24 protein-coding genes and 1 pseudogene are annotated in these 22848 nt (G+C 40.6%); 2 read left to right on the forward strand and 23 right to left on the reverse strand.

Going from position 1 to position 22848, the window contains the following annotated elements; genetic code table 11:
- Positions 1–220 precede the first annotated feature (220 nt).
- A pseudogene (locus tag ACOT8F_RS14250) lies at positions 221–475 on the forward strand (transposase); the annotation flags it as partial.
- Positions 476–787: 312 nt separating this feature from the next.
- Here the strand turns inward: ACOT8F_RS14250 and ACOT8F_RS14255 are convergent.
- A complete protein-coding gene (locus ACOT8F_RS14255) occupies positions 788–1333 on the reverse strand; it encodes a DUF6241 domain-containing protein (RefSeq protein WP_421652600.1) in 546 nt (181 codons plus the stop codon).
- A 134-nt stretch (positions 1334–1467) separates the two neighbouring features.
- Between ACOT8F_RS14255 and ACOT8F_RS14260 the strand changes: the two genes are divergently transcribed.
- The gene (locus ACOT8F_RS14260) at positions 1468–1638 is read left to right on the forward strand and encodes a hypothetical protein (RefSeq protein WP_421652601.1); all 171 of its coding nucleotides are present in this window, start codon (positions 1468–1470) and stop codon (positions 1636–1638) included.
- 111 nt (positions 1639–1749) lie between these two features.
- Here the strand turns inward: ACOT8F_RS14260 and spo0A are convergent, their stop codons facing one another.
- The 22 genes from spo0A to spoIIIAA all read right to left on the reverse strand — a co-directional run bounded on the left by spo0A (position 1750) and on the right by spoIIIAA (position 22821).
- A complete protein-coding gene (gene spo0A, locus ACOT8F_RS14265) occupies positions 1750–2541 on the reverse strand; it encodes a sporulation transcription factor Spo0A (RefSeq protein ID WP_421652725.1) in 792 nt (263 codons plus the stop codon).
- A gap of 352 nt (positions 2542–2893) precedes the next feature.
- Positions 2894–4180 carry a SpoIVB peptidase gene (spoIVB, locus tag ACOT8F_RS14270; RefSeq protein WP_421652602.1) on the reverse strand — a complete coding sequence of 429 codons (1287 nt, stop codon included), beginning with the start codon at positions 4178–4180 and terminating at the stop codon, positions 2894–2896.
- A 264-nt stretch (positions 4181–4444) separates the two neighbouring features.
- The gene (gene recN, locus ACOT8F_RS14275) at positions 4445–6169 is read right to left on the reverse strand and encodes a DNA repair protein RecN (RefSeq protein WP_421652603.1); all 1725 of its coding nucleotides are present in this window, start codon (positions 6167–6169) and stop codon (positions 4445–4447) included.
- 96 nt (positions 6170–6265) lie between these two features.
- A complete protein-coding gene (ahrC, locus tag ACOT8F_RS14280; protein ID WP_421652604.1) occupies positions 6266–6715 on the reverse strand; it encodes a transcriptional regulator AhrC/ArgR in 450 nt (149 codons plus the stop codon).
- A 664-nt stretch (positions 6716–7379) separates the two neighbouring features.
- Complete coding sequence (locus ACOT8F_RS14285; protein ID WP_421652605.1) at positions 7380–8225, reverse strand: TlyA family RNA methyltransferase; 846 nt, start codon at positions 8223–8225, stop codon at positions 7380–7382.
- Between the two features lie 2 nt (positions 8226–8227).
- Complete coding sequence (gene dxs / locus ACOT8F_RS14290; protein WP_421652606.1) at positions 8228–10120, reverse strand: 1-deoxy-D-xylulose-5-phosphate synthase; 1893 nt, start codon at positions 10118–10120, stop codon at positions 8228–8230.
- 638 nt (positions 10121–10758) lie between these two features.
- Positions 10759–11649, reverse strand: coding sequence for a polyprenyl synthetase family protein (locus tag ACOT8F_RS14295; protein ID WP_421652607.1), 891 nt, complete (start codon positions 11647–11649; stop codon positions 10759–10761).
- 1 nt (position 11650) lies between these two features.
- Entirely contained in the window at positions 11651–11890 is a 240-nt protein-coding gene (locus tag ACOT8F_RS14300) for an exodeoxyribonuclease VII small subunit (RefSeq protein ID WP_421652608.1), read from the reverse strand.
- Complete coding sequence (xseA, locus tag ACOT8F_RS14305; protein WP_421652609.1) at positions 11883–13232, reverse strand: exodeoxyribonuclease VII large subunit; 1350 nt, start codon at positions 13230–13232, stop codon at positions 11883–11885. Before xseA ends, ACOT8F_RS14300 begins: the two co-directional genes overlap by 8 nt.
- Before the next feature lie 21 nt (positions 13233–13253).
- Positions 13254–14114 (reverse strand): bifunctional methylenetetrahydrofolate dehydrogenase/methenyltetrahydrofolate cyclohydrolase FolD, encoded by an 861-nt coding sequence (gene folD, locus ACOT8F_RS14310; protein ID WP_421652610.1) that lies wholly within the window; start codon positions 14112–14114, stop codon positions 13254–13256.
- Between the two features lie 20 nt (positions 14115–14134).
- Positions 14135–14527: a transcription antitermination factor NusB gene (nusB, locus tag ACOT8F_RS14315; protein WP_421652611.1), complete on the reverse strand. Its 393-nt coding sequence runs from the start codon at positions 14525–14527 to the stop codon at positions 14135–14137.
- Positions 14528–14987: 460 nt separating this feature from the next.
- Positions 14988–15395, reverse strand: coding sequence for an Asp23/Gls24 family envelope stress response protein (locus ACOT8F_RS14320; protein WP_421652612.1), 408 nt, complete (start codon positions 15393–15395; stop codon positions 14988–14990).
- 23 nt (positions 15396–15418) lie between these two features.
- Positions 15419–16771 (reverse strand): acetyl-CoA carboxylase biotin carboxylase subunit, encoded by a 1353-nt coding sequence (gene accC / locus ACOT8F_RS14325; RefSeq protein WP_421652613.1) that lies wholly within the window; start codon positions 16769–16771, stop codon positions 15419–15421.
- Positions 16772–16783: 12 nt separating this feature from the next.
- Complete coding sequence (gene accB, locus ACOT8F_RS14330) at positions 16784–17281, reverse strand: acetyl-CoA carboxylase biotin carboxyl carrier protein (RefSeq protein ID WP_421652614.1); 498 nt, start codon at positions 17279–17281, stop codon at positions 16784–16786.
- A 284-nt stretch (positions 17282–17565) separates the two neighbouring features.
- Positions 17566–18162: a SpoIIIAH-like family protein gene (locus tag ACOT8F_RS14335; protein ID WP_421652615.1), complete on the reverse strand. Its 597-nt coding sequence runs from the start codon at positions 18160–18162 to the stop codon at positions 17566–17568.
- A gap of 1 nt (position 18163) precedes the next feature.
- Positions 18164–18823 (reverse strand): stage III sporulation protein AG, encoded by a 660-nt coding sequence (gene spoIIIAG / locus ACOT8F_RS14340; RefSeq protein WP_421652616.1) that lies wholly within the window; start codon positions 18821–18823, stop codon positions 18164–18166.
- Complete coding sequence (gene spoIIIAF, locus ACOT8F_RS14345) at positions 18816–19451, reverse strand: stage III sporulation protein AF (protein WP_421652617.1); 636 nt, start codon at positions 19449–19451, stop codon at positions 18816–18818. Before spoIIIAF ends, spoIIIAG begins: the two co-directional genes overlap by 8 nt.
- A 13-nt stretch (positions 19452–19464) precedes the next feature.
- Entirely contained in the window at positions 19465–20640 is a 1176-nt protein-coding gene (spoIIIAE, locus tag ACOT8F_RS14350) for a stage III sporulation protein AE (RefSeq protein ID WP_421652618.1), read from the reverse strand.
- 24 nt (positions 20641–20664) lie between these two features.
- Positions 20665–21057, reverse strand: coding sequence for a stage III sporulation protein AD (gene spoIIIAD / locus ACOT8F_RS14355; RefSeq protein ID WP_421652726.1), 393 nt, complete (start codon positions 21055–21057; stop codon positions 20665–20667).
- 14 nt (positions 21058–21071) lie between these two features.
- Positions 21072–21278 carry a stage III sporulation protein AC gene (gene spoIIIAC / locus ACOT8F_RS14360; RefSeq protein ID WP_421652619.1) on the reverse strand — a complete coding sequence of 69 codons (207 nt, stop codon included), beginning with the start codon at positions 21276–21278 and terminating at the stop codon, positions 21072–21074.
- Between the two features lie 110 nt (positions 21279–21388).
- On the reverse strand, positions 21389–21904 hold the full coding sequence (gene spoIIIAB / locus ACOT8F_RS14365; RefSeq protein WP_421652620.1) for a stage III sporulation protein SpoIIIAB: 516 nt from the start codon (positions 21902–21904) through the stop codon (positions 21389–21391).
- Positions 21901–22821 carry a stage III sporulation protein AA gene (gene spoIIIAA / locus ACOT8F_RS14370; protein WP_421652621.1) on the reverse strand — a complete coding sequence of 307 codons (921 nt, stop codon included), beginning with the start codon at positions 22819–22821 and terminating at the stop codon, positions 21901–21903. Before spoIIIAA ends, spoIIIAB begins: the two co-directional genes overlap by 4 nt.
- Positions 22822–22848: the final 27 nt, after the last annotated feature.

Raw genomic sequence — 22848 nt, forward strand, 5'->3', positions numbered from 1 at the left:
TGTTAAATTGGCCGGTTGATTTCCACTCCAGGATGCTTCGCTTTCCGCGGGGCGTGCGGTGAGCCTCCTCGGCGCTAATGCGCCTGCGGGGTCTCACCTGTCCCGCTGATCCCGCAGGAGTCTCGCACCTTCAGTTTCAATCAACCTAGTGCTATTAAACCCAAATCCAATGATGCCAATACAACAGTCGATCAAGCTAAGTCCAATATGGTTCTCTTTGGCGAAAAGCAAGACTTATTCAGTTACCATAAAATCAACTGAGCACAGCCAACTGGTTGAGTTGCAGTAAAGCGAGTACTTTAAGGAGAAGTCTAGGGAGCACTAAAAGATTGAAACGAGGAATAGTGAATTAAAACACAGACACGGGTATGATGCAGCCATATCCTCGGGTCTGATTTGCATGGAAATGCAAGGAGCCATAGCCATATTTACCGTCAATCTAAAAAGAATACTGAAGCTGGTGGGGGAAAAATAGGGTAAAAAAGAGAATTGATGAAAAAAGCCGTACTTATTCCAAATATATAGAATAAATAAGGCTTTTTTGTATTTAGGGCTACCAGGAAATCAAAAAATCGGCAGATTTTCAGTGGCCTCAAAAAGTTGCAGGGGTTGTTTCATATTCTATTGCGTATCAGCTTGCTTTCTTAACCGGTCGCTTTTTCTCCCCCTTTGCTTCTAAAAACCATGAGTACAGGCAAAAAACTTAATGAGTTCTCCTGCATTTTTAAATTGTTAGAAAAAACACCTTCTTTTAAGATCAGAAGATGTTTTTCGCGGAATATTCCCTTTAAAGCTCGCCGGACTTTTCAAGCTCTATTGTTATTTTGTCTCCAAAATTATTCAAGCAAAAAGTCTGCTCCTCTAAATGATCCAATTTTCCGTATGCCTTGCCAACTGTGCCGCCTTGCAGTTTCCAAAAGTAATTATGATCTTCCACCACATTTTGAAAGTTGCCGCTTTTCCATCTTTCAGCAATGGCAAGGAGATTCTTTTTATCTTTGAATTCGCTGTTCTTTAAGATCTCGTATATTTTTGAAATCGTATCTTTCTTCATGACAATGGCGCCCCATTTTGGATCTGCTTTTACTTTTTGATGAGTCATTTTATGCATCACTTCAACTACTTGAATTTCACTTGAATTTGGGTCAATTCCAAGATTATCAGCAGAAATTTTAGAGGAATGATTAGATTTGTTTTCCTGGGGGGCAGACTTTGCAGCTGAAGCTTCCGTTTTTACAGCTGGCTGCGGGAAATTCATACTTGCTATATAGACTCCAGCAGCCAGTATTCCTGCTCCTCCTAATGCTAAAATACTATAGAGCCTTTTATTCATCTCCATTTCCTCCAATCTTCCTTCTGTTATGAATTGAAAATTCGTTCATTTATTGTATTACACTAAAAATGGCATCCCCTATTTTTTTGTTATTTAGTATAATTAAGGAAATGATTATTAAAAAGGGGCTGCTTATGAAAAAATATGTAAAATGTGCTGCTGCAGGAATTCTCTTGGCTGCATCTCTCGGATTTGCTGCAGGGGAAATACTGAATAAAGTCACTGTTACTGACTCGAAAATTGAACAGGCCAAACATAAACTCATCAATCAAAAACAACAAGAGGAAAGAACGTTTGTTCGATGAAAAAGGCAACGGGTGGGTCAAGATCAAATAAGGGAAGTAAAAAGACCAACGAAAAAAACATTCATTGGTCTTTACAACTTATAGCGTATAACGGGCATGATGCCCTTTTTTTCAGCTTGCTTTATGTTCCAGGCGAAGCTTATCTGCAACCATGGCAATGAATTCGCTATTGGTCGGTTTCGCTTTTGTCATGCTGACAGTATAGCCGAACAGGGATGAAATAGATTCAATGTTTCCTCTGCTCCAAGCCACCTCAATCGCATGCCGGATCGCCCGCTCTACTCTGCTTGCTGTTGTATTAAATTTCTTAGCAATGTCCGGATATAAAACTTTGGTAATGGAGCCAAGCAGTTCAATGTCGTTATAGACCATGGAGATGGCTTCACGCAGATACAAATATCCTTTAATGTGTGCAGGTACGCCTATTTCGTGGATAATGCTTGTAATATTGGCATCGAGGTTTCTCCCTCTGTTATCGGAACTGGATTTAATAATGGAATTAGAAGAACGGTTTAAGATAGGAGCAGCATTTCCGCTTACCTGACGAATATGGCTCGCAAGGTTTTCCATATCAAAAGGTTTCAGGATGAAATAGGCAGCTCCTAAATCTACAGCTTTTTTCGTCACGTCCTCTTGGCCGAATGCTGTCAGCATGATGACATTTGGCTGTTTGCTTTTGTTCATTCCTCTTAGTTTTTCAAGGACTGCCAGTCCATCCAGGTGAGGCATAATGATGTCCAGCACAAGCACATCCGGATCCCTTTCTTCCAGCATATGAAGACATTCCTGACCATTATAAGCAACACCGATGACTTCCATATCATTTTGACTTGAAATGTATTCCTCCAATAAACCAACCAATTCCCTATTATCATCCACTATGCACACTTTAATTTTTTGCACCATGTTTCCTCCTCAGTCTTCATTTACCAAAATGACTTGCCATTTTTCTAAATAAAGAATTCGACACTGCAGCAAATTTTCCTTTAATTTTCGGAAAAATCCAAAAAATAGATATATATGAATTATTCAATCAATTTACAATTGATTTCGACTGGATCCATTACTTGACACTTCTAACGTTTCTTGAGTTTGTCGAAAAATCTTTCTATCGTTATTGTACATAAATTAGATTAAAATGGAAAGATGTTTTGGAATTTATTTCTTAACTATTAAAAGACAAAATCTTTTCTTTTATGTCGGATTTTACATTATAATGGCGAATGACAAAAAAAGACTGCCGAAATTCCGGCAGTCAGCTTGCTTTTTGATTACTATGATAGAGATCAATTCCTGCTTCATTCAGCATCCATTCAATATGGACTCCATATCCAGACGTTGGATCGTTAACAAATACATGTGTTACGGCTCCAATCAGTTTACCGTTTTGAATAATCGGGCTTCCGCTCATCCCTTGAACAATTCCGCCTGTTTTCTTCAAAAGCGCTGGATCTGTTATTTTAATGACCATTCCTTTAGTTGCAGGGAACTTTTGAGGTATGGTACTTACAATTTCAACGTCAAATTCTTCAACCTTGTCATTTTCAACTACGGTTAAAATCTTTGCCGGCCCTTTTTTCACTTCATTGGACAAAGCCACCGGCATGGCCAAATCAGAAAATCCGCCGCCCATATCCTGCTTCAGTTGTCCAAATATACCGAAAGGCGTATTCTTTTTAATATTTCCAATCACTTCATGGTCGCTTGAAAATCTGGCGAGTTTTTCGCCCGGGCTTCCATTGCTCCCCTTTTCTATAGAGGTAACGGTTGAACGCATGATTTGTCCATCGTCTACCACAATTGGTTTCTTCGTATCCATGTCTGATATAACATGTCCTAAAGCACCGTATTTTTTGGAATTCGGTTCAAAAAAAGTCATTGTTCCGATTCCTGCCGCAGAATCCCTAATATAAAGACCGATGCGGTAAGCATGATCATTTGTATCTTTTAAGGGATATAGTGTGGTCTGCAATTCCTTTGCATCTCGATCAAGTACTAGCTTAAGCGGCTCTCCCGTTTTGCCGGAGTTTTGAATAAACGGCGTTACATCGCTCATTTTTTCAATTTGTTTCCCATTGATTCTTTTAATGATATCGCCTACCTGGACTCCTGCAATTTCTCCAGGAGATTTCTTCCCGTCAGCTGTTTTAATCTGGTGATGCCCGACAACGAGAACACCCATCGTATTGAGCTTAACCCCGATTGACTGGCCGCCTGGAATAACTTTAAGATCAGGAAGAACTTTTACATCTGCCCTCTTTACAGGGAATCCTGCGAAGTCATAAACAAGCTCTGCTTCACCGCTATGTTTCCCGTTAATCAAAAGCTGGTTTTTGGATTGCTGTATAGAAAATGCTTCACTTGCTTTTTCTTTAACTGCCTTGATTGGCAGGGACGCTTCCACGGTTGTCTGCTGGTTTGCAAATACTGTTATCTGTTTGGGTAATTGAACGTATTCTTTAACAGGTTTTATAAATCCTATACTAACTAAAGATACAAGGAGAATTACACCAATTATCTTTCTTATCTTTTCAAGGTACACCTTTTCACTCTCCTCGCTCCTAACCCCACACCATTCACATGGCTACATCCTTTAATTTTGCCTGATTGAGGGTTCTTTATAACATGGAGAAAGAGAAATAATTGATTAATATCTGACTGTATTGGACATTCTATTCCATGGAAAAACATTATTATACAAATGAATAAAAAACATGTGCTTTAAGCCAGCTAATGAAAGGTAACAAAAAATTATGCTTGTACAAAAAAACTGCCGGCAAGGGCAGCTTGAAAAAATTAGTTTATGTTATTCACTTTTCGCAGCATGAGCAAGTGACAGAAGTTCCTTTGCATGCTCCTTCGTCAGATTCGTCACTTCTACCCCTGCAATCATCCTGCCGATTTCTTTAATTTTCTCCTCTTCTTCGAGGGGTTTTACACTTGTTTTTGTCCGCCCTTTTGATGTAACTTTCGAAATAAACAAATGTGTATCTGCCATTGCTGCCACCTGAGGCAAATGAGTGATGCAAAGTACCTGAGATCCGATGGATACGCGAAAGATTTTTTCAGCGATTGCCTGGGCTACTCTTCCGCTTACACCAGTATCAACTTCATCGAAAATAATAGAGGTTACACCCTGATGTTTGGAGAAGATGCTTTTCATGGCAAGCATAATCCTTGAGAGCTCCCCTCCTGAAGCCGTTTTTGAAAGGGGTTTTAATGGCTCTCCGGGGTTTGTTGACAAGTAAAATTCAACAAGATCAGCACCATCGCTTTGAAATTTAACAGGCATACCGTCAATCTCCGGATCTTCGTTTTGACCCTGTCTTCGATCAAACTGAACTTCAAATACGGTTTTATCCATATAAAGTTCTTTCAGTTCCCGCTGTATTTCATTCTTCAGTTTTTTGGCACTTTGTTTCCTGACTGCCGTCAAATTAGCTGCTTCCACCTTTAAATCTTCAGAAATCGAGCTTAATTCCTTTCTCAGGTTATGCACATGGCTGTCCCGATTTTGAAGAGTGTCGATTTCATCCTGTATTTTGGCGGCGTAGGTCAGGATTTCTTCAACAGACTGGCCATATTTTCTTTTTAAGTGGTTGATCTCATTAAGCCTGCCTTCAATAAAATTAAGCCTTTCCGGATCAAACTCCAGCGCATCCAACTCATTCCGAAGCTGAAAGGATAAGTCTTCAAGCAGGTAGTAGCTGTTTGAAATGGTCGCAGACATTTCTTTTAAGGAATCATTGATATCCGATACATCCTCAAGACTGCCCATTCCAAGAGAAACCCAATCCAATCCTTTTTGTTCACCGTTTAAGGCATTATAGGCATTTTGAAGAGCTTCAAAAACCTTCTCGAAATTCGAAATCTCCCTTTTCTCTTCCTGAAGCTTTTCATCTTCCATCGGCTCCAGATTCGCAGATTCAATTTCCTGCAGCTGGAATTGAATCAAATCCAGCCTATGGGCAATTTCCTGTTCATTTTCAGAAAGACCTTTAATTTTACGCTTCATTTCTGCAAATTTCCCGTAAAGATCTTTATAAGCCGCATGAGCTGATGCAGTCTTTCCTCCTCCATACTGATCAAGCAGCTGAAGGTGATTTTCTTCCTGCATTAATTCCTGATTGTCATGCTGCCCATGAATATCTATCAGCATGCGGCCAACTTCTCTGAGAATGGCAATCGTAACTAGCTTCCCGTTAACTCTGCATATGCTTTTACCGTTTGCTGATATATCCCTTCTCAAAACAATCATGCCGTCGCTTGCCTCAATTCCGAATTCTTCACATTTGGCATAACACGGATGGTTGTCGTCGTCCAAGAGAAAAAGGCCTTCAAGCTCTGCCCGAGCCTCTCCATAACGCACAAACTCTGAAGAGCCTCTTCCTCCTGCCAAAAGGTGAATGGCATCTATGATGATCGATTTTCCGGCTCCTGTTTCACCTGTTAAAACCGTTAATCCCTTTTCAAATGAGATGGTTATGGATTCAATAATGGCAAAGTTTTTAATCGATAATTCCGCTAGCAAACAGAACCACACCTCTGCTTTTTTTTAGGCCCTTTTTACAACAAATGTCTAAAAATTTTATAAAAATGAGCCTTAAATCTTTTTTGTATTTCTATCTTATAGCATATCTAAAAACCGGTTGGAAATCACGTTTGTATCCCCCGGAGTACGGCAAATAATTAAAATGGTATCATCTCCGCAAATTGTGCCGAGAATTTCATCCCAATCCAGATTATCTATGAGAGCACCAATAGCATTCGCATTTCCGGGGAGTGTTTTCATAACGATCATATGCCCGGCACTGTCAATTTTCACAAACGCTTCAATTAAAGAGCGCTTTAATTTCGCAAGCGGGTTAAACCGCTGATCAGCTGGCAGGCTGTATTTATATCGGCCGTCCATCATTGGGACTTTTACGAGATGAAGTTCTTTTATGTCCCTCGACACAGTTGCTTGTGTCACATTATAACCGCCGCTCTTCAGGCTATCCACAAGTTCATCTTGTGTCTCAATTTCATTATGAGTAATAATCTCACGAATTTTTATGTGTCTTTGCCCTTTATTCATAAAGCACCCCTTATACTCCGAACATTTTTTGTATAGGCTCTTTTCTTAAACTTTGTTGTTTTTTCATCTTTATAAATGAATTTCTATACTGTATACATCTGCGAATGATTAAGAAAAGATGCCACGAAGCTAATCTTCATCGTATTTTAAATAATTGGCTCTGCTAAACTTGGCTGCTGATTGCAGCAAGCAGGCACTCAAGCCTTAGCTGGCTTACCTTAGAGCCTCCTCGTCGCTTTGCACCTGCGGGGTGTCTCCCTTGACACGCTTTTCTAAGCAGGAGTCTCAGTACCCGCTCCAATCAACATGGTGTAAAAATCAACATAAATCTTTAACTGAGCCAAATAATTACGAATAGCAACAATCTTTGCGAAAACAACTTTTGTATATTTATCAATTACATGTTATATGAAAGAGAGACAAATGTATATGTTTTCTCAAGCAAAACTTCTTCTAAGGCTCTTTTCTTAAATACTGTTTTTAGATAGAGGAAATCTGCATCAGTCTGTCCCGCTGATAAAGGATGAGAAGCGCTGATATCTTAGCTTGGTCCGCCGATAAATCAGGGTACTGCTCCGATATCTTTGCTTGGTCCGCCGATAATGTAAGGAAAAGAATCTTAAAAATAGTATGTATCATTAGAAAAGGAATGAATTGGTGAGATTCATTCCTTTTCCTGTAAATTCTTATGTTTTAACGTTTCATGAGCTTCAGAAACGACTGTTTCGATCGTATTCTCTGGAAGATTGAGTCCCTCAGGTTGATCTTCTGCTGATTTTAAATGCAGCAAGAATTCAATGTTCCCATCTCCGCCTGTAATAGGGGAAAAGGATAAATCCATACAATGAAACCCTTCTTTGCATGCAAAGGCTGTTATTTTCTCTAAAACAGCATTATGCACTTTGGCATCTCTTACAATTCCTTTTTTCCCGACCTGCTCCCGCCCGGCTTCAAACTGAGGCTTTACTAGCGCAAGGCAGTCCCCTCCAGGAATTAAAATCGTTTTTAAAACAGGAAGAATTAACTTCAATGAAATAAAGGAAACATCAATGGTTGCAAACTCAGGAAGACCTTCCTGAAAATCCGCCGGTGTCGAATAACGGAAATTGGTCCGTTCCATTTCAATCACCCGCTCGTCCTGTCTAAGCTTCCATGCAAGCTGATTGTACCCAACATCAACTGCATAGGATTTCACTGCTCCATTTTGCAGGGCACAGTCCGTGAACCCGCCTGTAGAAGATCCAATATCAATCATGATTTTTCCTTCGACAGAAACATCAAATATCTGAAGGGCCTTCTCAAGCTTCAAACCTCCCCTGCTTACATATGGGAGTACATTGCCTTTCACAGTTAAAGGGATGTCTCTTGCATGCTTTTCTCCAGGCTTGTCCAGTCTTTCCTCTTTCGAGTATACAAGACCGGCCATCACCGCTCTTTTGGCTTTTTCTCTTGTTTCTATTAGTCCTCTTTCTACTAAGAGAACATCTAAACGTTCTTTTTTAGTGCTCATTCCTACGCCCTTTTTTCTTTTAGTGGTATCATCTTTTTCAATTTTTCCGCAGCATTAGCCGCTGTCAGGCCAATTTCCTCCAGTAAACTGGACACACTGCCGTGTTCAATAAATTGATCTGGAATCCCGAGACGCTCAATCACCGCATTATGATAATGATTTTCATGGGCAAATTCCAGTACAGCACTCCCAAATCCACCTTGAAGGATTGCTTCTTCGATTGTCATAACTGGCAGATTTTCCGCAAAAATACCTTTTAGCATTTTCTCGTCAAGCGGCTTAATAAAGCGGGCATTAACTACCCGAATTGATATATTTTGTTCAGCCAGACGCTTCGCAGCCTCTTTTGCCATTTCAATGGTTGTGCCGAATGTTAAGATAACACCGTCACGGCCCTCCTGAAGCACTTCCCAAGTCCCAATCGGGATTTCAGTCAGTTCCGCATCCATTTTTACTCCGATCCCATTGCCGCGGGGGAACCTCATTGCAATTGGTCCCCCGTTGTATTGAATGGCTGTGTTTACCATATGCTGTCCTTCGTTCTCATCCTTTGGCATCATAAGCACCATATTCGGCAAATGTCTTAAAAATGCAATGTCGAACACACCCTGATGCGTTTCACCATCTGCTCCGACTAGTCCTGCTCTGTCTATCCCAAAGAACACATTCAGATTTTGCCTGCATACATCATGAACAACTTGATCATAAGCTCTTTGAAGAAAAGTAGAATAAATCGCCAAGAACGGTTTCATGTCCTGTGTCGCAAGTCCGGCAGCCATTGTTACGGCATGCTGTTCAGCAATACCAACATCGTACATGCGTTCAGGAAATTCACTGGCAAAGCCTTCAAGTTTCGAACCAACTGGCATAGCTGGGGTTATCGCTACAATCCGCTTATCTTCTCTTGCAATTCTTCTGACTGTTTCACTTACAAGCGAGCTCCAGGATGGAGCTGTTGCTTTAGGTTTAACAAAATCACCGGTATCTATTTTGTAAGGGCCTGTTCCATGCCATGTGCCGATTTTATCGGTTTCAGCAGGGGTATAGCCTTTTCCTTTTTTCGTTATAACATGCAGAAGGACTGGTCCTTTTGTTTTTTTGGCATATCGAAGGTTTTCAAGCAGATTGTCATAATTGTGCCCATCAATCGGCCCAAGATAAGTAAAGCCAAGTTCTTCGAAAAACACGCCGGAAACAAGCAAATACTTTAAACTGTCCTTTACTCTTTCTGCAGTAGAAGCCAGCGCGCCGCCAACCGCAGGGATTTTTTTCAGCAGAAGTTCGAGCTCATCCTTTACCCATCGGTATTTGCCTGCTGTACGAAGACGGCCGAGCACATTATGAAGAGCACCCACATTAGGTGCAATGGACATTTCATTATCATTTAAAACTACGAGCATATCCTTTTGTTCGTGGCCAATATGATTCAGTGCTTCAAGAGCCATACCGCCAGTCAATGCCCCGTCACCAATGATTGGAACAATCGTCTCTTTTGTTCCTTTAAGATCTCTTGCAACAACCATACCCATTGCAGCAGACAGTGAAGTGGAGCTATGGCCTGTTTCCCAGACATCATGCTCACTTTCATTGCGTTTTGGAAACCCGCACAACCCTTTGTATTGTCTTAGGGTATCAAAATCGCATGCTCTGCCTGTCAATATTTTATGGACGTAGGATTGATGTCCGACATCCCAGATAAATTTATCTTTCGGGCTGTCAAATACTTTATGCAAAGCGACGGTTAATTCTACTACTCCAAGATTCGGTCCTATATGCCCGCCGGTTGCAGAGAGCTTCTCGATTAAAAACTGCCGGATATCAGAACTTAATTTTTCAAGTTCGTTATTGGATAGTTTTTTTAGGAACTTAGGATTTTTAATCGATAACAGATCCAAGTGGATCACTCGCTTTCACTATTTGATTATTTCTAATTCATATCGTTAGGCTATTTTATTAAATTCAGATGATTTTATCTCTTTTATAATAAATATTTTTGTTATAAGGACCTCTTCAAACTGCTCAACATGCTGTTTAAAAGCAATATTTTTGTTATAGCCTATATTTGTAAACTTAAACCATTTCTTGATTACCCGCTTAATCAGTTTTCTAAAAAAACAGGCATATTACAAGAAAAAATTTTATAAATGTTTCTTATCGAATTAGCTTGTCCCATTATATCAATGAATGCCTTTTTTGCAACTTAAAACTTGCAAAAAAGCCGCTAGCACATAAGTGATAACGGCTGCCTTTTCATTTAACTATTGCGAAACCTACCCTTATTAGTATGGCTTATTAAACTTGGCTGCTGATTGCAGCAAGCAGGCACTCAAGCTTTAGCAGGCTTACCTTAAAGCCTCCTTGACGCTTTCCTCCTGCTTAGGTGGGGTCTCCCTTGACACGCTTTTCTAAGCAGGAGTCTCGCACCTTCCGCTTGTATCAACAAGGTAAAAATCAACATTAAGCTTTACCTGTGCCATTAGTATAGGCCAATTATATCATAAGGCGTAGGGGGTGCTCAATTTCCAATTCTGTTTCAATGATCTCTTACTGCAATCAGCTCCAGCAGTTCTTCAAGCATTGTATTTCTTAAAGCAATTGCTTGCAGAGCTTCTCTGCCGGCTTCTAAATGTTCTGTGAGTTTTTTCTTTGCACCATCAATCGTGAGCAGCGCCGGATATGTCGCTTTATGATTAGCTGAATCAGAACCAACAGGCTTTCCGATTTTATCAACTGTTCCTTCGATATCGAGAATATCATCCTTAATTTGGAAAGCGATTCCCATATGATATCCGAATTCATCAAGCTTGCTCATTTCTTCAGGTGAGGCATCTGCTAATATAGCACCTGCTTTAATGCTGTATGCCAAAAGCTTTGCTGTCTTATTTTTATGAATGTAAACAAGTTCTTCAATGGAAAGCTCTTTGTTTTCACCTTCCATGTCTGCTGCCTGTCCGCCTACCATGCCTTCTGCTCCTGCTGCTTTAACAAGTTCTTTAATTAATGATAGCTTCATTACAGGGGTTACTAATGGATCAGGATGGGAGGCGATGACATCAAAGCTTTCAGTAAGCAAGCCGTCTCCAGCTAGTACAGCCATTGCTTCACCGAACACTTTATGATTGGTTGGCTTGCCTCTCCTTAAATCATCATCATCCATGCAAGGAAGATCATCATGAATAAGGGAATAAGTATGGATCATTTCAATAGCACAGCCGATGGAAATTCCTGGATTTTCACTTTTCCCGAAGGAATGAAGGGTAGCCAAAAGAAGAATGGGGCGAAGACGTTTGCCGCCAGCCTGCAGAGAATAGAGCATTGACTCTTTCAGCTTTTTTGGAGCATCAAGCTTTTGTATAAAAAGAGGGAGCTGTTCTTCAATTTGCGCTTTTCGTGAAGATAGGTAGGCATTTAATTCACTAAGCAAGTTACTCTTCCTCCTGAATTTCAAATGGTTCCAGTTCTCCGCCTTCACGAAGAATATAATCCATTTGCTGTTCAACCTTCTGCAATTTGTCATGGCACAATTTTGACAGCTTCATACCCTTTTGGAAAAAATCGATTGCCTGCTCTAAAGGGACGTCCCCTTCTTCAAGGTTGTCCACAATACCTTCAAGCTGTATGATGGCTTCTTCAAAGGTTAATTCCTCTTGCTTATTTTCACTCATTTTTATTTCTCTCCTTATCCCTGACTTCAGCACTGAAATACCCATCCCGAAGCTTCACTTTTACCTGGTCGCCTTCTGAAATCTGTTTGAGTTCCTTAATTAACCGATCTCCCTTATAAACAAGACTGTAGCCCCTTTCCATAATTGAAAGAGGATTTAATGCATTCAGTTTAGAAAGGAGATGCTGAAAATTTGTCTGTTTTTGGTTCAAAGAAATAGCCATTTCCCGCTGAAGCTTCTTATGAATTTGCAATAGCTGAGATGCACTTCGTTTTATTTGGGCTTCCGGATGAACTTGTTTTAGCCTGTTTTGGGCTTGTAAATACCGATCCTTTTTCTTCTCCGCAGCCCGAATGGTTTCTTTTCGAAGCCTCTCAACGAGAAGATCCAGCTGCTGTTCCTTTTGTTCATAAAGCTGCTTAGGATAACGGAATGCATACGATTTTCGCAGATTTTGCAATCGATCTTTTTGATGCGTGAGTTTCTCTTGCATGGCTCTCATTAAACGGGTCTGTCTTACAGAAATTCTTTCTGTCAGTTCTGCAAAATGAGGAACAGCCAGTTCTGCTGCGGCAGTTGGAGTTGGCGCTCTCAGATCTGCAATGAAATCCGCGATGGTAAAATCCGTTTCATGCCCTACAGCAGAAATCACCGGGATTTCAGAATTAAAAATAGCTTTTGCGACGATTTCTTCGTTAAAGGCCCACAGCTCTTCAATGGAACCCCCGCCGCGGCCGACGATTAACACATCAATATTTTCTAGCTTATTTGCTTTTTGAATTGCTTCAGCAACCGATCTCCCAGCCTGGACACCTTGTACCAGCGCTGGAATTAAGATCACTTTTGCGAGCGGAAACCGCCTGTTAATAGTCGTTATAATATCTCTGATCGCCGCACCAGTCGGAGAAGTTATTACCCCGACCTGCAATGGGAATTTAGGAATGGGCTTTTTATACTTTCCATCGAAAAAGCCCTCCTGCTCAAGCTTCTTTTTCAATTCTTCGTAAGCAAGATAGAGGCTGCCAATACCGTCAGGCTGCATTTCCTTCGTATAGATCTGGTACTGTCCACTCGATTCATATACACTGATCTCGCCTCTAAGAAGTACCTTCATTCCGTTTTCAGGCCTGAACTTTAATGATTTATTCTGGCTTGCGAACATGACTCCCAAAATTCTTGCGTCTTCATCCTTCAGTGTAAAATAAATGTGGCCGCGGCTATGTATTTTCACATTGGAAAGTTCGCCTTTCACCCAAATATTCTGCAAATGGGGATCAACATCAAATTTCCGCTTGATGTATTTTGTCAATGCACGGACCGTGACATATTTCACTTCACTCAACCTTGAAAACCCCGTTTCTGCTCAAGCTTTTGCTTTTACAATGCTTTTTGCTGCTTTAACTGTATTGTCAGCAAGCATTGTAATGGTCATCGGTCCTACACCGCCTGGTACAGGAGTTAGATAACCTGCAATTTCTTTTGCTTCTTCAAACATGACATCCCCGGTTAATTTTCCGCTCTCAAGCCTGTTCATCCCAACATCAATCACAGCGGCTCCCTCTTTTATATCGCTGCCCTTAATCAAATTTGCTCTTCCTATGGCAACAATCAAAATATCAGCTTGCTTTGTTATTTCAGATAAATTGGATGTTTTGGAATGACAGCAAGTGACAGTCGCATTTTCTTTTAAAAGAAGCTGCGCAACCGGTTTACCGACAATATTGCTTCTGCCGACAACGACTGCATGCTTTCCTGCCATTTGAATACCTTCGATTTTCAGCATTTCAATGATCCCTGCAGGTGTACAGGAAACAAGGCTGTCTTGGCCCGTTACTAATTTACCGACATTAATCGGGTGAAATCCATCTACATCTTTTTCAGGTATAATCCGGTCGATTACTGCTGTTTCATTAATATGGCTGGGAAGCGGCAGCTGCACCAAAATGCCGTGAAAATGATTATTCCTGTTGTATTGATCTATGGTATTCAGCAGAAATTCTTCGCTTATTGTTTCAGAAAAATGCTCCAATTTAAAATGAAGTCCGATTTCTTCTGCTGCCTTTTGCTTGCCTTTTATGTAAGAAAGTGAAGCAGGGCTGTCTCCAACAAGAATTATAGCAAGACCAGGATGAATTCCTTCTTCTTTTAACGCCTTTACTTCAAGAGCTAACTCAGAACGCTTTTGTCTGGATATTTCTTTTCCGCTTATAATCTTTGCTGTCATTGCCCTTTTCCTCCCTATAATCAGTTTTCCATTGTTTTTTTAATGCTTGAGAGCACACCGTTAACAAACTTGCTTGCCTGATCATCACCATAAGCTTTCGCCATTTCAATGGCTTCGTCAATAGAGACGTTCAAAGGTATATCATCTTCAAATTGCAATTCATAAACGGCCAGACGAAGAATAGCACGATCGACATTAGCCAGTCGCTCAAGTGTCCAATTTACGAGGTGGGGTTTAATCATTTCATCAATTTGTGTTAAGTGCTCCAATGTTCCAAAAACGAGTTTTTCGGTAAAACCGTCTGGAGTTTCTTCTTCAAACACATGCTTAATCGCTTCTACCGGTTCAATCTCACTTACATCAATCTGGAAAAGAGCTTGCAGCGCCTTTTCTCTTGCCGTTCTTCTATTCATTCGTTTTCTCCTTTATATCCATTTCTGTCAGTTTTCCAGCTGTTTTCTTTAACATGATATAAAAATAGCTGAAAAGATTTTATTAAGAAGATCATAACACAATTTTGTTCCTGATTCATCCGATTAATACGCTAAATAGATCTATTACCGAATAAAAATCGAATGGTAATGCTTCATTATTCGTTATTTTCTAATAAAAGAGTTTTTATCTATCTTTTAGGCTCTTTTGTTAAGGCACTTTTCTTAAACTTTGTTGCTTCCAACTCTAAATTTCAGCTGCAGGATCCTTGATTTGGCAGGAACTTTAAGAAAATGATGCCCCGAAGCCAATCTTAATGCGTTTTCTTCAATACTTACGAATAGCAACAATCTTTGCAAAAACAGCCATTTTTTAAAAAGTTTGACGCTTTGAATGGTTTGCCCTGCAAAAAAATAAGCCGCACTAGGCGGCTGAATTTCATTACATTTCCTGATCTATTTCTACCTCAGGGATTTTTGTTTCAAATTGAATGGCAACAACATGGACGTTTATTTCTTTTATTTCAAGAGCTGTCATCGTCAGCAGCGCCTGGCGGATATTATCCTGAATTCCTTGTGCCACAGTTGGAATGGACACACCAAAGTTCATGGCACAATAGATGTCAATAAAAATCCCATCTTCAGAGAGGTCTACTTTAACCCCCTTGCCATGATTCTTTTTTCCAAGACGTTCAACCACACCGGATGCGAAATTCCCTATCATGCTTGATACGCCATCAACCTCTGAAGCGGCTATACCCGCAATAACTTCGATAACTTCAGGGGCAATTTCCACTTTTCCAAGAGTACTATCTTCTTGATTCATTTCCAAAATTTTATTTTCTTTCAAGGCTTTGCACCTCCGTTAAGAATTTATGATTCCATAATTGGATACAATTCCAGAAACTTGGTATTAAATTCACCGCTTTTAAACGCTTCGTGCTCCAAAAGTCTTAAGTGAAAAGGAATCGTTGTATGAACTCCTTCAATCACAAATTCGCTTAGTGCCCGTTTCATTCGGGAGATAGCTTCTTCTCTTGTTGCACCATACGTAATCAGCTTGGCTATCATTGAATCATAATATGGCGGAATTGTATAGCCCGGATAAGCAGCGGAATCTACACGCACCCCGAGCCCGCCCGGCGGAAGATACATTTCTATCTTACCGGCAGATGGCATAAAGTTTTTGGAAGGATTTTCAGCATTTATACGGCATTCAATAGCCCATCCGTTAAATGTAACCTCTTCTTGGGAGACACTTAAATGTTCTCCTGAAGCGACACGGATCTGCTCTTTAATAAGGTCCATTCCTGTTACCATTTCTGTAACTGGATGCTCTACCTGAATCCGGGTATTCATTTCCATAAAGTAATACGACTGTCTCGTATAATCAAAAATGAATTCCACGGTTCCAGCCCCGGTGTAGTGGACTGCTTCAGCTGCCTTTACAGCAGCATCACCCATTTTTTCTCTTGTTTCAGGTGTAATGGCAGGTGAAGGAGTTTCTTCCAGAAGCTTTTGCAAGCGTCTTTGAATAGAACAATCCCTTTCACCAAGATGTATCGTATTTCCGTGGGAATCAGCAAGAACCTGTATTTCTACATGGCGGAAATCCTCGATATACTTTTCAATATATACCCCAGGATTTCCAAAAGCCGTTGCAGCTTCCTGCTGGGTAATTCGGATTCCCTTTTCAAGTTCTTCCTGGTTTCTGGCGACGCGTATTCCTTTTCCGCCTCCGCCTGCAGTAGCTTTAATAATGACTGGATATTCGATCTCTTCAGCAAGCTTCAAGGCTTCCTGAACATCCTTTATGATTCCGTTAGAACCAGGAACAATCGGAACACCTGCTTGTTTCATTGTTTCTCTTGCTACATCCTTTGTCCCCATTTTAGAAATGGCTTCAGGACTTGGTCCAACAAAAATAATGTTGCACTCTCTGCAGAGCTCTGCAAAATCAGCATTTTCCGCAAGAAATCCATATCCTGGATGAATGGCGTCACTGCCAGTCAGATTCGCCACGCTGATGATATTCGTGAAGTTTAAGTAGCTGTCTTTCGATGCAGTAGGTCCTATGCAATAAGCTTCGTCTGCCAGCTGCACATGCAGGGCTTCCCTATCTGCTTCTGAAAAAACAGCTACCGTTTCAATTCCAAGCTCCTTGCATGCTCGAATAATTCTAACGGCGATTTCTCCTCTGTTTGCAATGAGTAGCTTCCTGATCAATAGACTCGCTCCTTATTCCGGCTTAACTAGAAATAGCGGCTGGCCATATTCAACCAGCTGACCGTTTTCAACTAAAACCTCTACAATTTCACCTTTGACTTCTGCTTCGATTTCATTAAATAATTTCATTGCTTCTACAATACATACAACCGAATCTTCTTTTACTTTAGATCCTCTGCTTACATATACATCTGTATCGGGTGAAGAGGAAGCATAAAATGTTCCAACCATAGGTGATGTGATTTTAACCGTATTTTCTTTCTCTGAGGGCTCTTCTTTCGCCTCATGCTGTTTTTCTGATTCTTTTGGAGCTGCAGGTGCAGCCTGCGGATGTGCTGATTGTACTATTGTTTCAGCTGGCTTTTGAGTTAACAGGTTTGCCTGTGCTGCTGAAAGATCAGCACCTTTTTTTAATGAAAGCTTAGATCCTTCATTTTCGTATGTGAATTCGTCAATGGAAGATTGGTCAATCAGTTTGATTAATTCGCGAATCTCCTGGATTTTCAACATGACTTGCACCCCTTAAGTAATGATGTTACAAGATGATAGCTGGCATATTCATCTAGCATTTGCTTTATGTACAACATATTCATCTTACGATAGTTTGCTTGCTGAATTCAACAATTATGTAAAAGTGGAAATATGGCTTGGACTATCTTTTAGTTATTATAAAGTAAATCCAAGGAAAATAAAATGGATGGCCTCAGCCATTTTATTTTCCGTCAAAAAGCCCGCTGTCAAAATGCAGCAGGCTTTCTTTCTATGTTAGTCATGAGGGTATTTCCTAATGCGGCTTATTTAGCAGGCTCGAATGTAACAGCTACATTGTCCATATTATCAATCTCATTTTTAACAAGCATTAAGATATCATTAGCTGCTTGTGCAGATTGTTTTTTTGCTTTTACAGTGATGTTCACTTTTCCATTTTCTATTCTTACTAGAGCATCATCATAGTTTTTAGATTTAATAAGCGTTTCCAAAAGAGCTTCTTTATTCGCTGTATCGGACATTTCTTTCATTTGGTCATAAGCGTTGTTCTTTTCTTCCGTTGTAGCATTATTGCTTGCTACAATACTGCTTAACTCTTCTTTTCTTTCATTTCTGGCATCTTCCATTTCCATTCTGATCGAAGTAAACAAATCATCATCTTGAACTGTTGAAACAGTAGAGCCGTCCTTAGCCGTTTCGGTGCTGGATGAATTCTTATCCTTCTCTTTTGCAGTCTGTCCGTTCTCTTTGGCGCCTGCCGCTTCTTTTTGTACTCCCTGCTTGCCTTCTGTGACGGCTGCTTCATTTTTTGAGCCATCAGGCGAGGTAATATAATATACTGATAATACAACAACCAAACTTAGCATTGTTAATAGCCAAACTGTTTGTTTCTTAAGCATCATTTCAGGAATCCCCCTTTATTTTCTTCGGCAAAACTGCAACTCTGTGGCTTGGTACTCCAAGGGCTCTTGTCACAGCTTCAATAATCGTTTGCTTTATTTGAACGTTGTTCGCTCCTTTTGCGACAACGAGTACACCCCTAATTTCCGGTTTTTTTTCCTGTAGGACAATTGGTGATTCCTTGTCCCCTGATTTTACAATCACTGTCTGTTCTTCAGAGGATTGATCCTCCACATTCCGCTTGCCGCCTTCTTTGTCAGTTTCATCTGTTGTCTGATCCTGGGATGTCCGATTTTTTTCTAATATTTTCATGGAAGACGCATCGACATTTACGAGGACTGTGACATCGTCTACTCCTGCAATATTATCGAGCGCCTCCTTGAGCTGGTTCTCATATTCTTTTTCATAGTTTTTGATCAAACCGCTATCGCTGTTCTGGTCTTGTTTAAAAACTTCTTTTTCATTAGTAACAGGATTTAAAGCAGGAGCAGCCGCATCTTTTGATTGCCCTCCGAGAAACAGATTTCCTGCAAGCATGCATACAAGCCCGATCCCAAGCACTAAAAGAAAATATTGATATTTAGACCTGTTTTTATGAACTTTATCTCCAGGTTTTCCAATCAGTTCCATCAACTGATCCTTCCAGGTTTTCTTTTCACCCATGGTCTGTGAATGCGCCTCCTTCCATATGGACCGTTATCTTCTTCTCATCAAGCTGCCATTTCTTGGCGAGGAAACGGATGATCTCTTGGATTTTCCTGTCATCTGCCGTTTCCCTTTTTTTCCGCTCTTGCTGAGTATTGATGTCTATTCTCTGAATGGCTGCGACTGCATTGTCTTTAGCCGGCTGCTTCACTATTACTTCAATTCTTTGAAGATCCTTTTGTGATTGAATCTTCCGGATGCCATTTGAAACAGCAAGATTGATATTTTTTATTTCTGTTCCATATGCCTTCACCAGGTCTTTATCTGCCAGTGCTTTCATTTGGACAGCCATTTGTTCTAAAATATATGCACGCTCAGAGGCTTGTATTTCTTTTTTTTGCAATTCTATTGAATTTTTTAACTCACCGTTATGAAACGTGTTTTTAAACTGGAAATTTTGGATTACCTGATTAATATCCTGTGAGAACAGCTGAAATACAGGATTCAGTATGACAGCAATTAAGAGAAGTCCTATGACAATCTTTGTATATTTCTGCATGGATGAATTTGGAAGGAGAAGATCAATGACGATGGCTAGCAGGATAAATAGAATGATGTTCGTAATCCACCCAGTTAAAAATGCCATTCTTATCCCCCCTTTACCTCACCATCATCGTCAGATTCCCTGCTGCTATGATGACTGTCAGGCAGAGGAAAAACATGAGCGAGACGATGGCGAGCGCTGCGAAAATATAGATGACGCTTTTACTGATGATATCGAGACAGGCGATAACTGGTCCTCCGCCGATTGGCTGGAGGATGGCTGCTGCAAACTTGTAAATGAATGCGAGCGAGAGAACTTTGATAGCAGGAAAGGCTGCAATACATAAAAGAATCGCTACCCCGATAATCCCTACGGTATTCTTCAGCAAAACGGAAGCATTGATCACTGTATCTGCTGCATCTGTAAACATTCTTCCGAGGACCGGGACGAAGTTTCCTGTAATAAATTTAGCCGTCCTGATTGTAACACCGTCCGTTACGGCTGCTGACGCTCCCTGAACAGATATAACTCCAAGAAAAACGGTTAAAAACGTGCCTAGCAATCCTATCCCTGCATTTCTCAGGAGCTGTGCGAGCTGGGTTACCTTATATTGATCTGTCAGCGTGCTTACGATGCTCAGCAGTGCTGATAAAAACAGAAGTGGAAGAACAAGATGCTGAATGAGGAAACCGCTTGTATTCATGAGGAATAAGATAACTGGATGAAAGAAGGCTGCTGATATAAGACCTCCTGAAGATGCCATTAAAGCGAGCAGAAGAGGAATAAGAGCCAGAATGAAGTTTGACATCGATTGTATGGCGTCATTTGTATATTGAATGGCGACATGAAAGCTGTTTAGAGCAAGAATAATCAGCACCAGATAAACAATAGAATAAGCAACCTTGCTCACTGTACTTTGCTGAAAGGCGCTCTGAAGCAGCTGAAGAAGCATACTGAAAATGGTGAGAAGAATGAGTGTTCCAAGAAGTTTTCCATTTGCAATCAGTTCATAAAACAGATATTTGGCAAAAGCTTTAAACCACTCTGTGGGAGAAAATTGTTTGTCACCGCTAATATAATCAACGAGGCTCCCCTTTTGGCTCTCAGGCAGGTATCCGCCATATTTTGTAAGAATGTCATTCCAATATTGTTTAATTTCGCCTATTTGGAGCTTGTCCGCCTGCTGTTTAACAAGCTCTTCCTGTTTTACCGTTTCGTTTGCAGCAGCTTGTACACTTGTCGGAATAACTAAAAAAACCAATACTAAAAGAACCACTCTAAAGATTCTCATGATCCCTCCCCCTTTGCAAAGGCGTTAAAAAGATGGAATTAAGTGAATAACGGTTTCGATAATGACCGTTAATATAGGAATTGCCATGGCAAGAATTAATATTTTGCCCCCAAGCTCTATTTTAGAAGCGATGGCACCCTGCCCTGCATCTTTTGTAATCTGTGCGCCGAACTCAGCAATATAGGCAATCCCTATGATTTTCAATATGGTTTCAACATACATTACGTTCACATTTGCATTTACGGCAATTTTCTCGATCATTCGAACAATTTGATACACCTGGTCTATTAAATATAAAAAAATGACACACCCTGTGAAAACAACAATCATAAAGGCAAAAGAGGGTTTTTGTTCTTTAACAATCAGCGAAAGAAACGTAGCAACAAGTCCAATTCCTACTATTTGAAGAATCTCAATCTTCGAGCCCCCCTTTACCCTTGAAACAAGAAGACTGCTTTTATCTTTTTGAAGAGATCATCAACAATGGTTGCCACCATGAACAAAATATAAATAAATCCAAGAAGTGTTACCCACTGGGCATATTCCTTTTTTCCCATCTGATCCAGTATGGTATGAAGAAAAGCCACCACTATTCCTATGCCGGCTATTTGAAAAATAGCATTAATGTCCACACCCATTGCTGATTCCTCCCGCTTATTAAATCAAAGCTTTTTTCAAAATTAGTTTTTGTCTTTACTGCCATTTTGCTCATCTAGCGCTGACAAACCATTAAACTTTATGGAATAAGCTACATTAATAAAATGACGATCAGCAAGCCTGATAGAAACCCTAGACTTTTGATCATTTTTTCATACCGCGCCTGCCTGTCCTCCGCATCACTTTCTTCTCTTTCCAGGTGGGTGAGCGCGAGACGAATGTGTTTTTGCTGAGAGATAAGATCATGTTTCCCAAGTGTCTCCCCGAATTGTTTCAGAACTTGGAGCTCTCCTTTTTTAATGGAAGAAAAAGAAGCCAGATCATCAAGGCTTGAATCCCAAGCTGCTTTTACGCTTGTATGGCCTTTGGATAATCGCTCTGAAAATTTTTCAAAAAACAAGGAAAGCGGTTTAGGTATTTGTTTTCCAATATCATATGCTGCTGCCGCCAATGGCTTATGTGAAAACATGATTTCTGCTTCTAATGACTGTAAAGCGGATTTCAGCTGCCGCAGCAATTTTGTACGATCTGAAAACCTTCTGGCAAACTCAAATCCGGTAAAGGTACTTGCTGCGATAATAAGAACGGCTCCGATAAGCTTTATCATGAAAAGGATCCTGCCTTTTCCAAAATTTCTTTTCTTTCCTCATTAAGAATCCGATGGACAAATCCAGGCTGCTGCTGCCTCTTCAGTTCAATATACCGATCAAATACTTTTGATTTAATTAAGGGGTGGATGGACGGCCTGTTCAAAAGATCATCTGCCTGAAACCCGTGAACCGTTACAAATAGCTGAACGCCTGCATGAACGGCTTCCATGATGGCTTCCGTATCTTCCTTGCGTCCGATTTCATCAACAATCAAAACATCAGGACTCATTGAACGGATGAGCATCATCATGCCTTCTGCTTTTGGACAGCCATCCAAAACGTCAACCCTCGTCCCGAAATCATGCTGAGGAATCCCATTGACACATCCTGCTATCTCAGACCGTTCGTCTACTATTCCAGCTTTTTTCGGCTGAATAGAATGAAAGCCTTGCGTAATAATCCTTGCAAAATCACGCAGGAGAGTTGTTTTTCCAGTTTGAGGAGGTCCAATTATCAAGGTGTTCAGCCATCTTTTCTGATAAACATGCGGAATTAACGGTTCTGCGGTTCCAATTTTTTGCCTGGCAACCCTGAAATTAAAGGATGTGACATCGCGGATAAGCTTGACCATCCCGTTTGATGTAATCACTTTTCCTGCAAGCCCTACCCGGTGTCCTCCCCTTATCGTGATATAGCCTCTTTTCAGTTCCTCCTCCATGGCATAGATGGAGTATCCGCTGATCTCGTTCAAAATATATTGGCCATCTTCTATCGTTGATGAGTAATCAAGGTAAAACGGCTGACCAGAGATAACCAGTTCAACTGGGCGGAAGGTTCGGATGCGGATCTCTTCCAGCTTGTCCATATAGCTTCTTTTAAGATTTTCGATTTTTTCCCTAATTTGCCGGGGAAGCATTTCCAGGATCTCTCTCATCTGTGGCGCCTCCATTCTATCTCCTCT

It is taken from the genome of Chryseobacillus diguaensis (assembly GCF_049220665.1).
GTDB lineage: Bacteria > Bacillota > Bacilli > Bacillales > Bacillaceae > Metabacillus_B.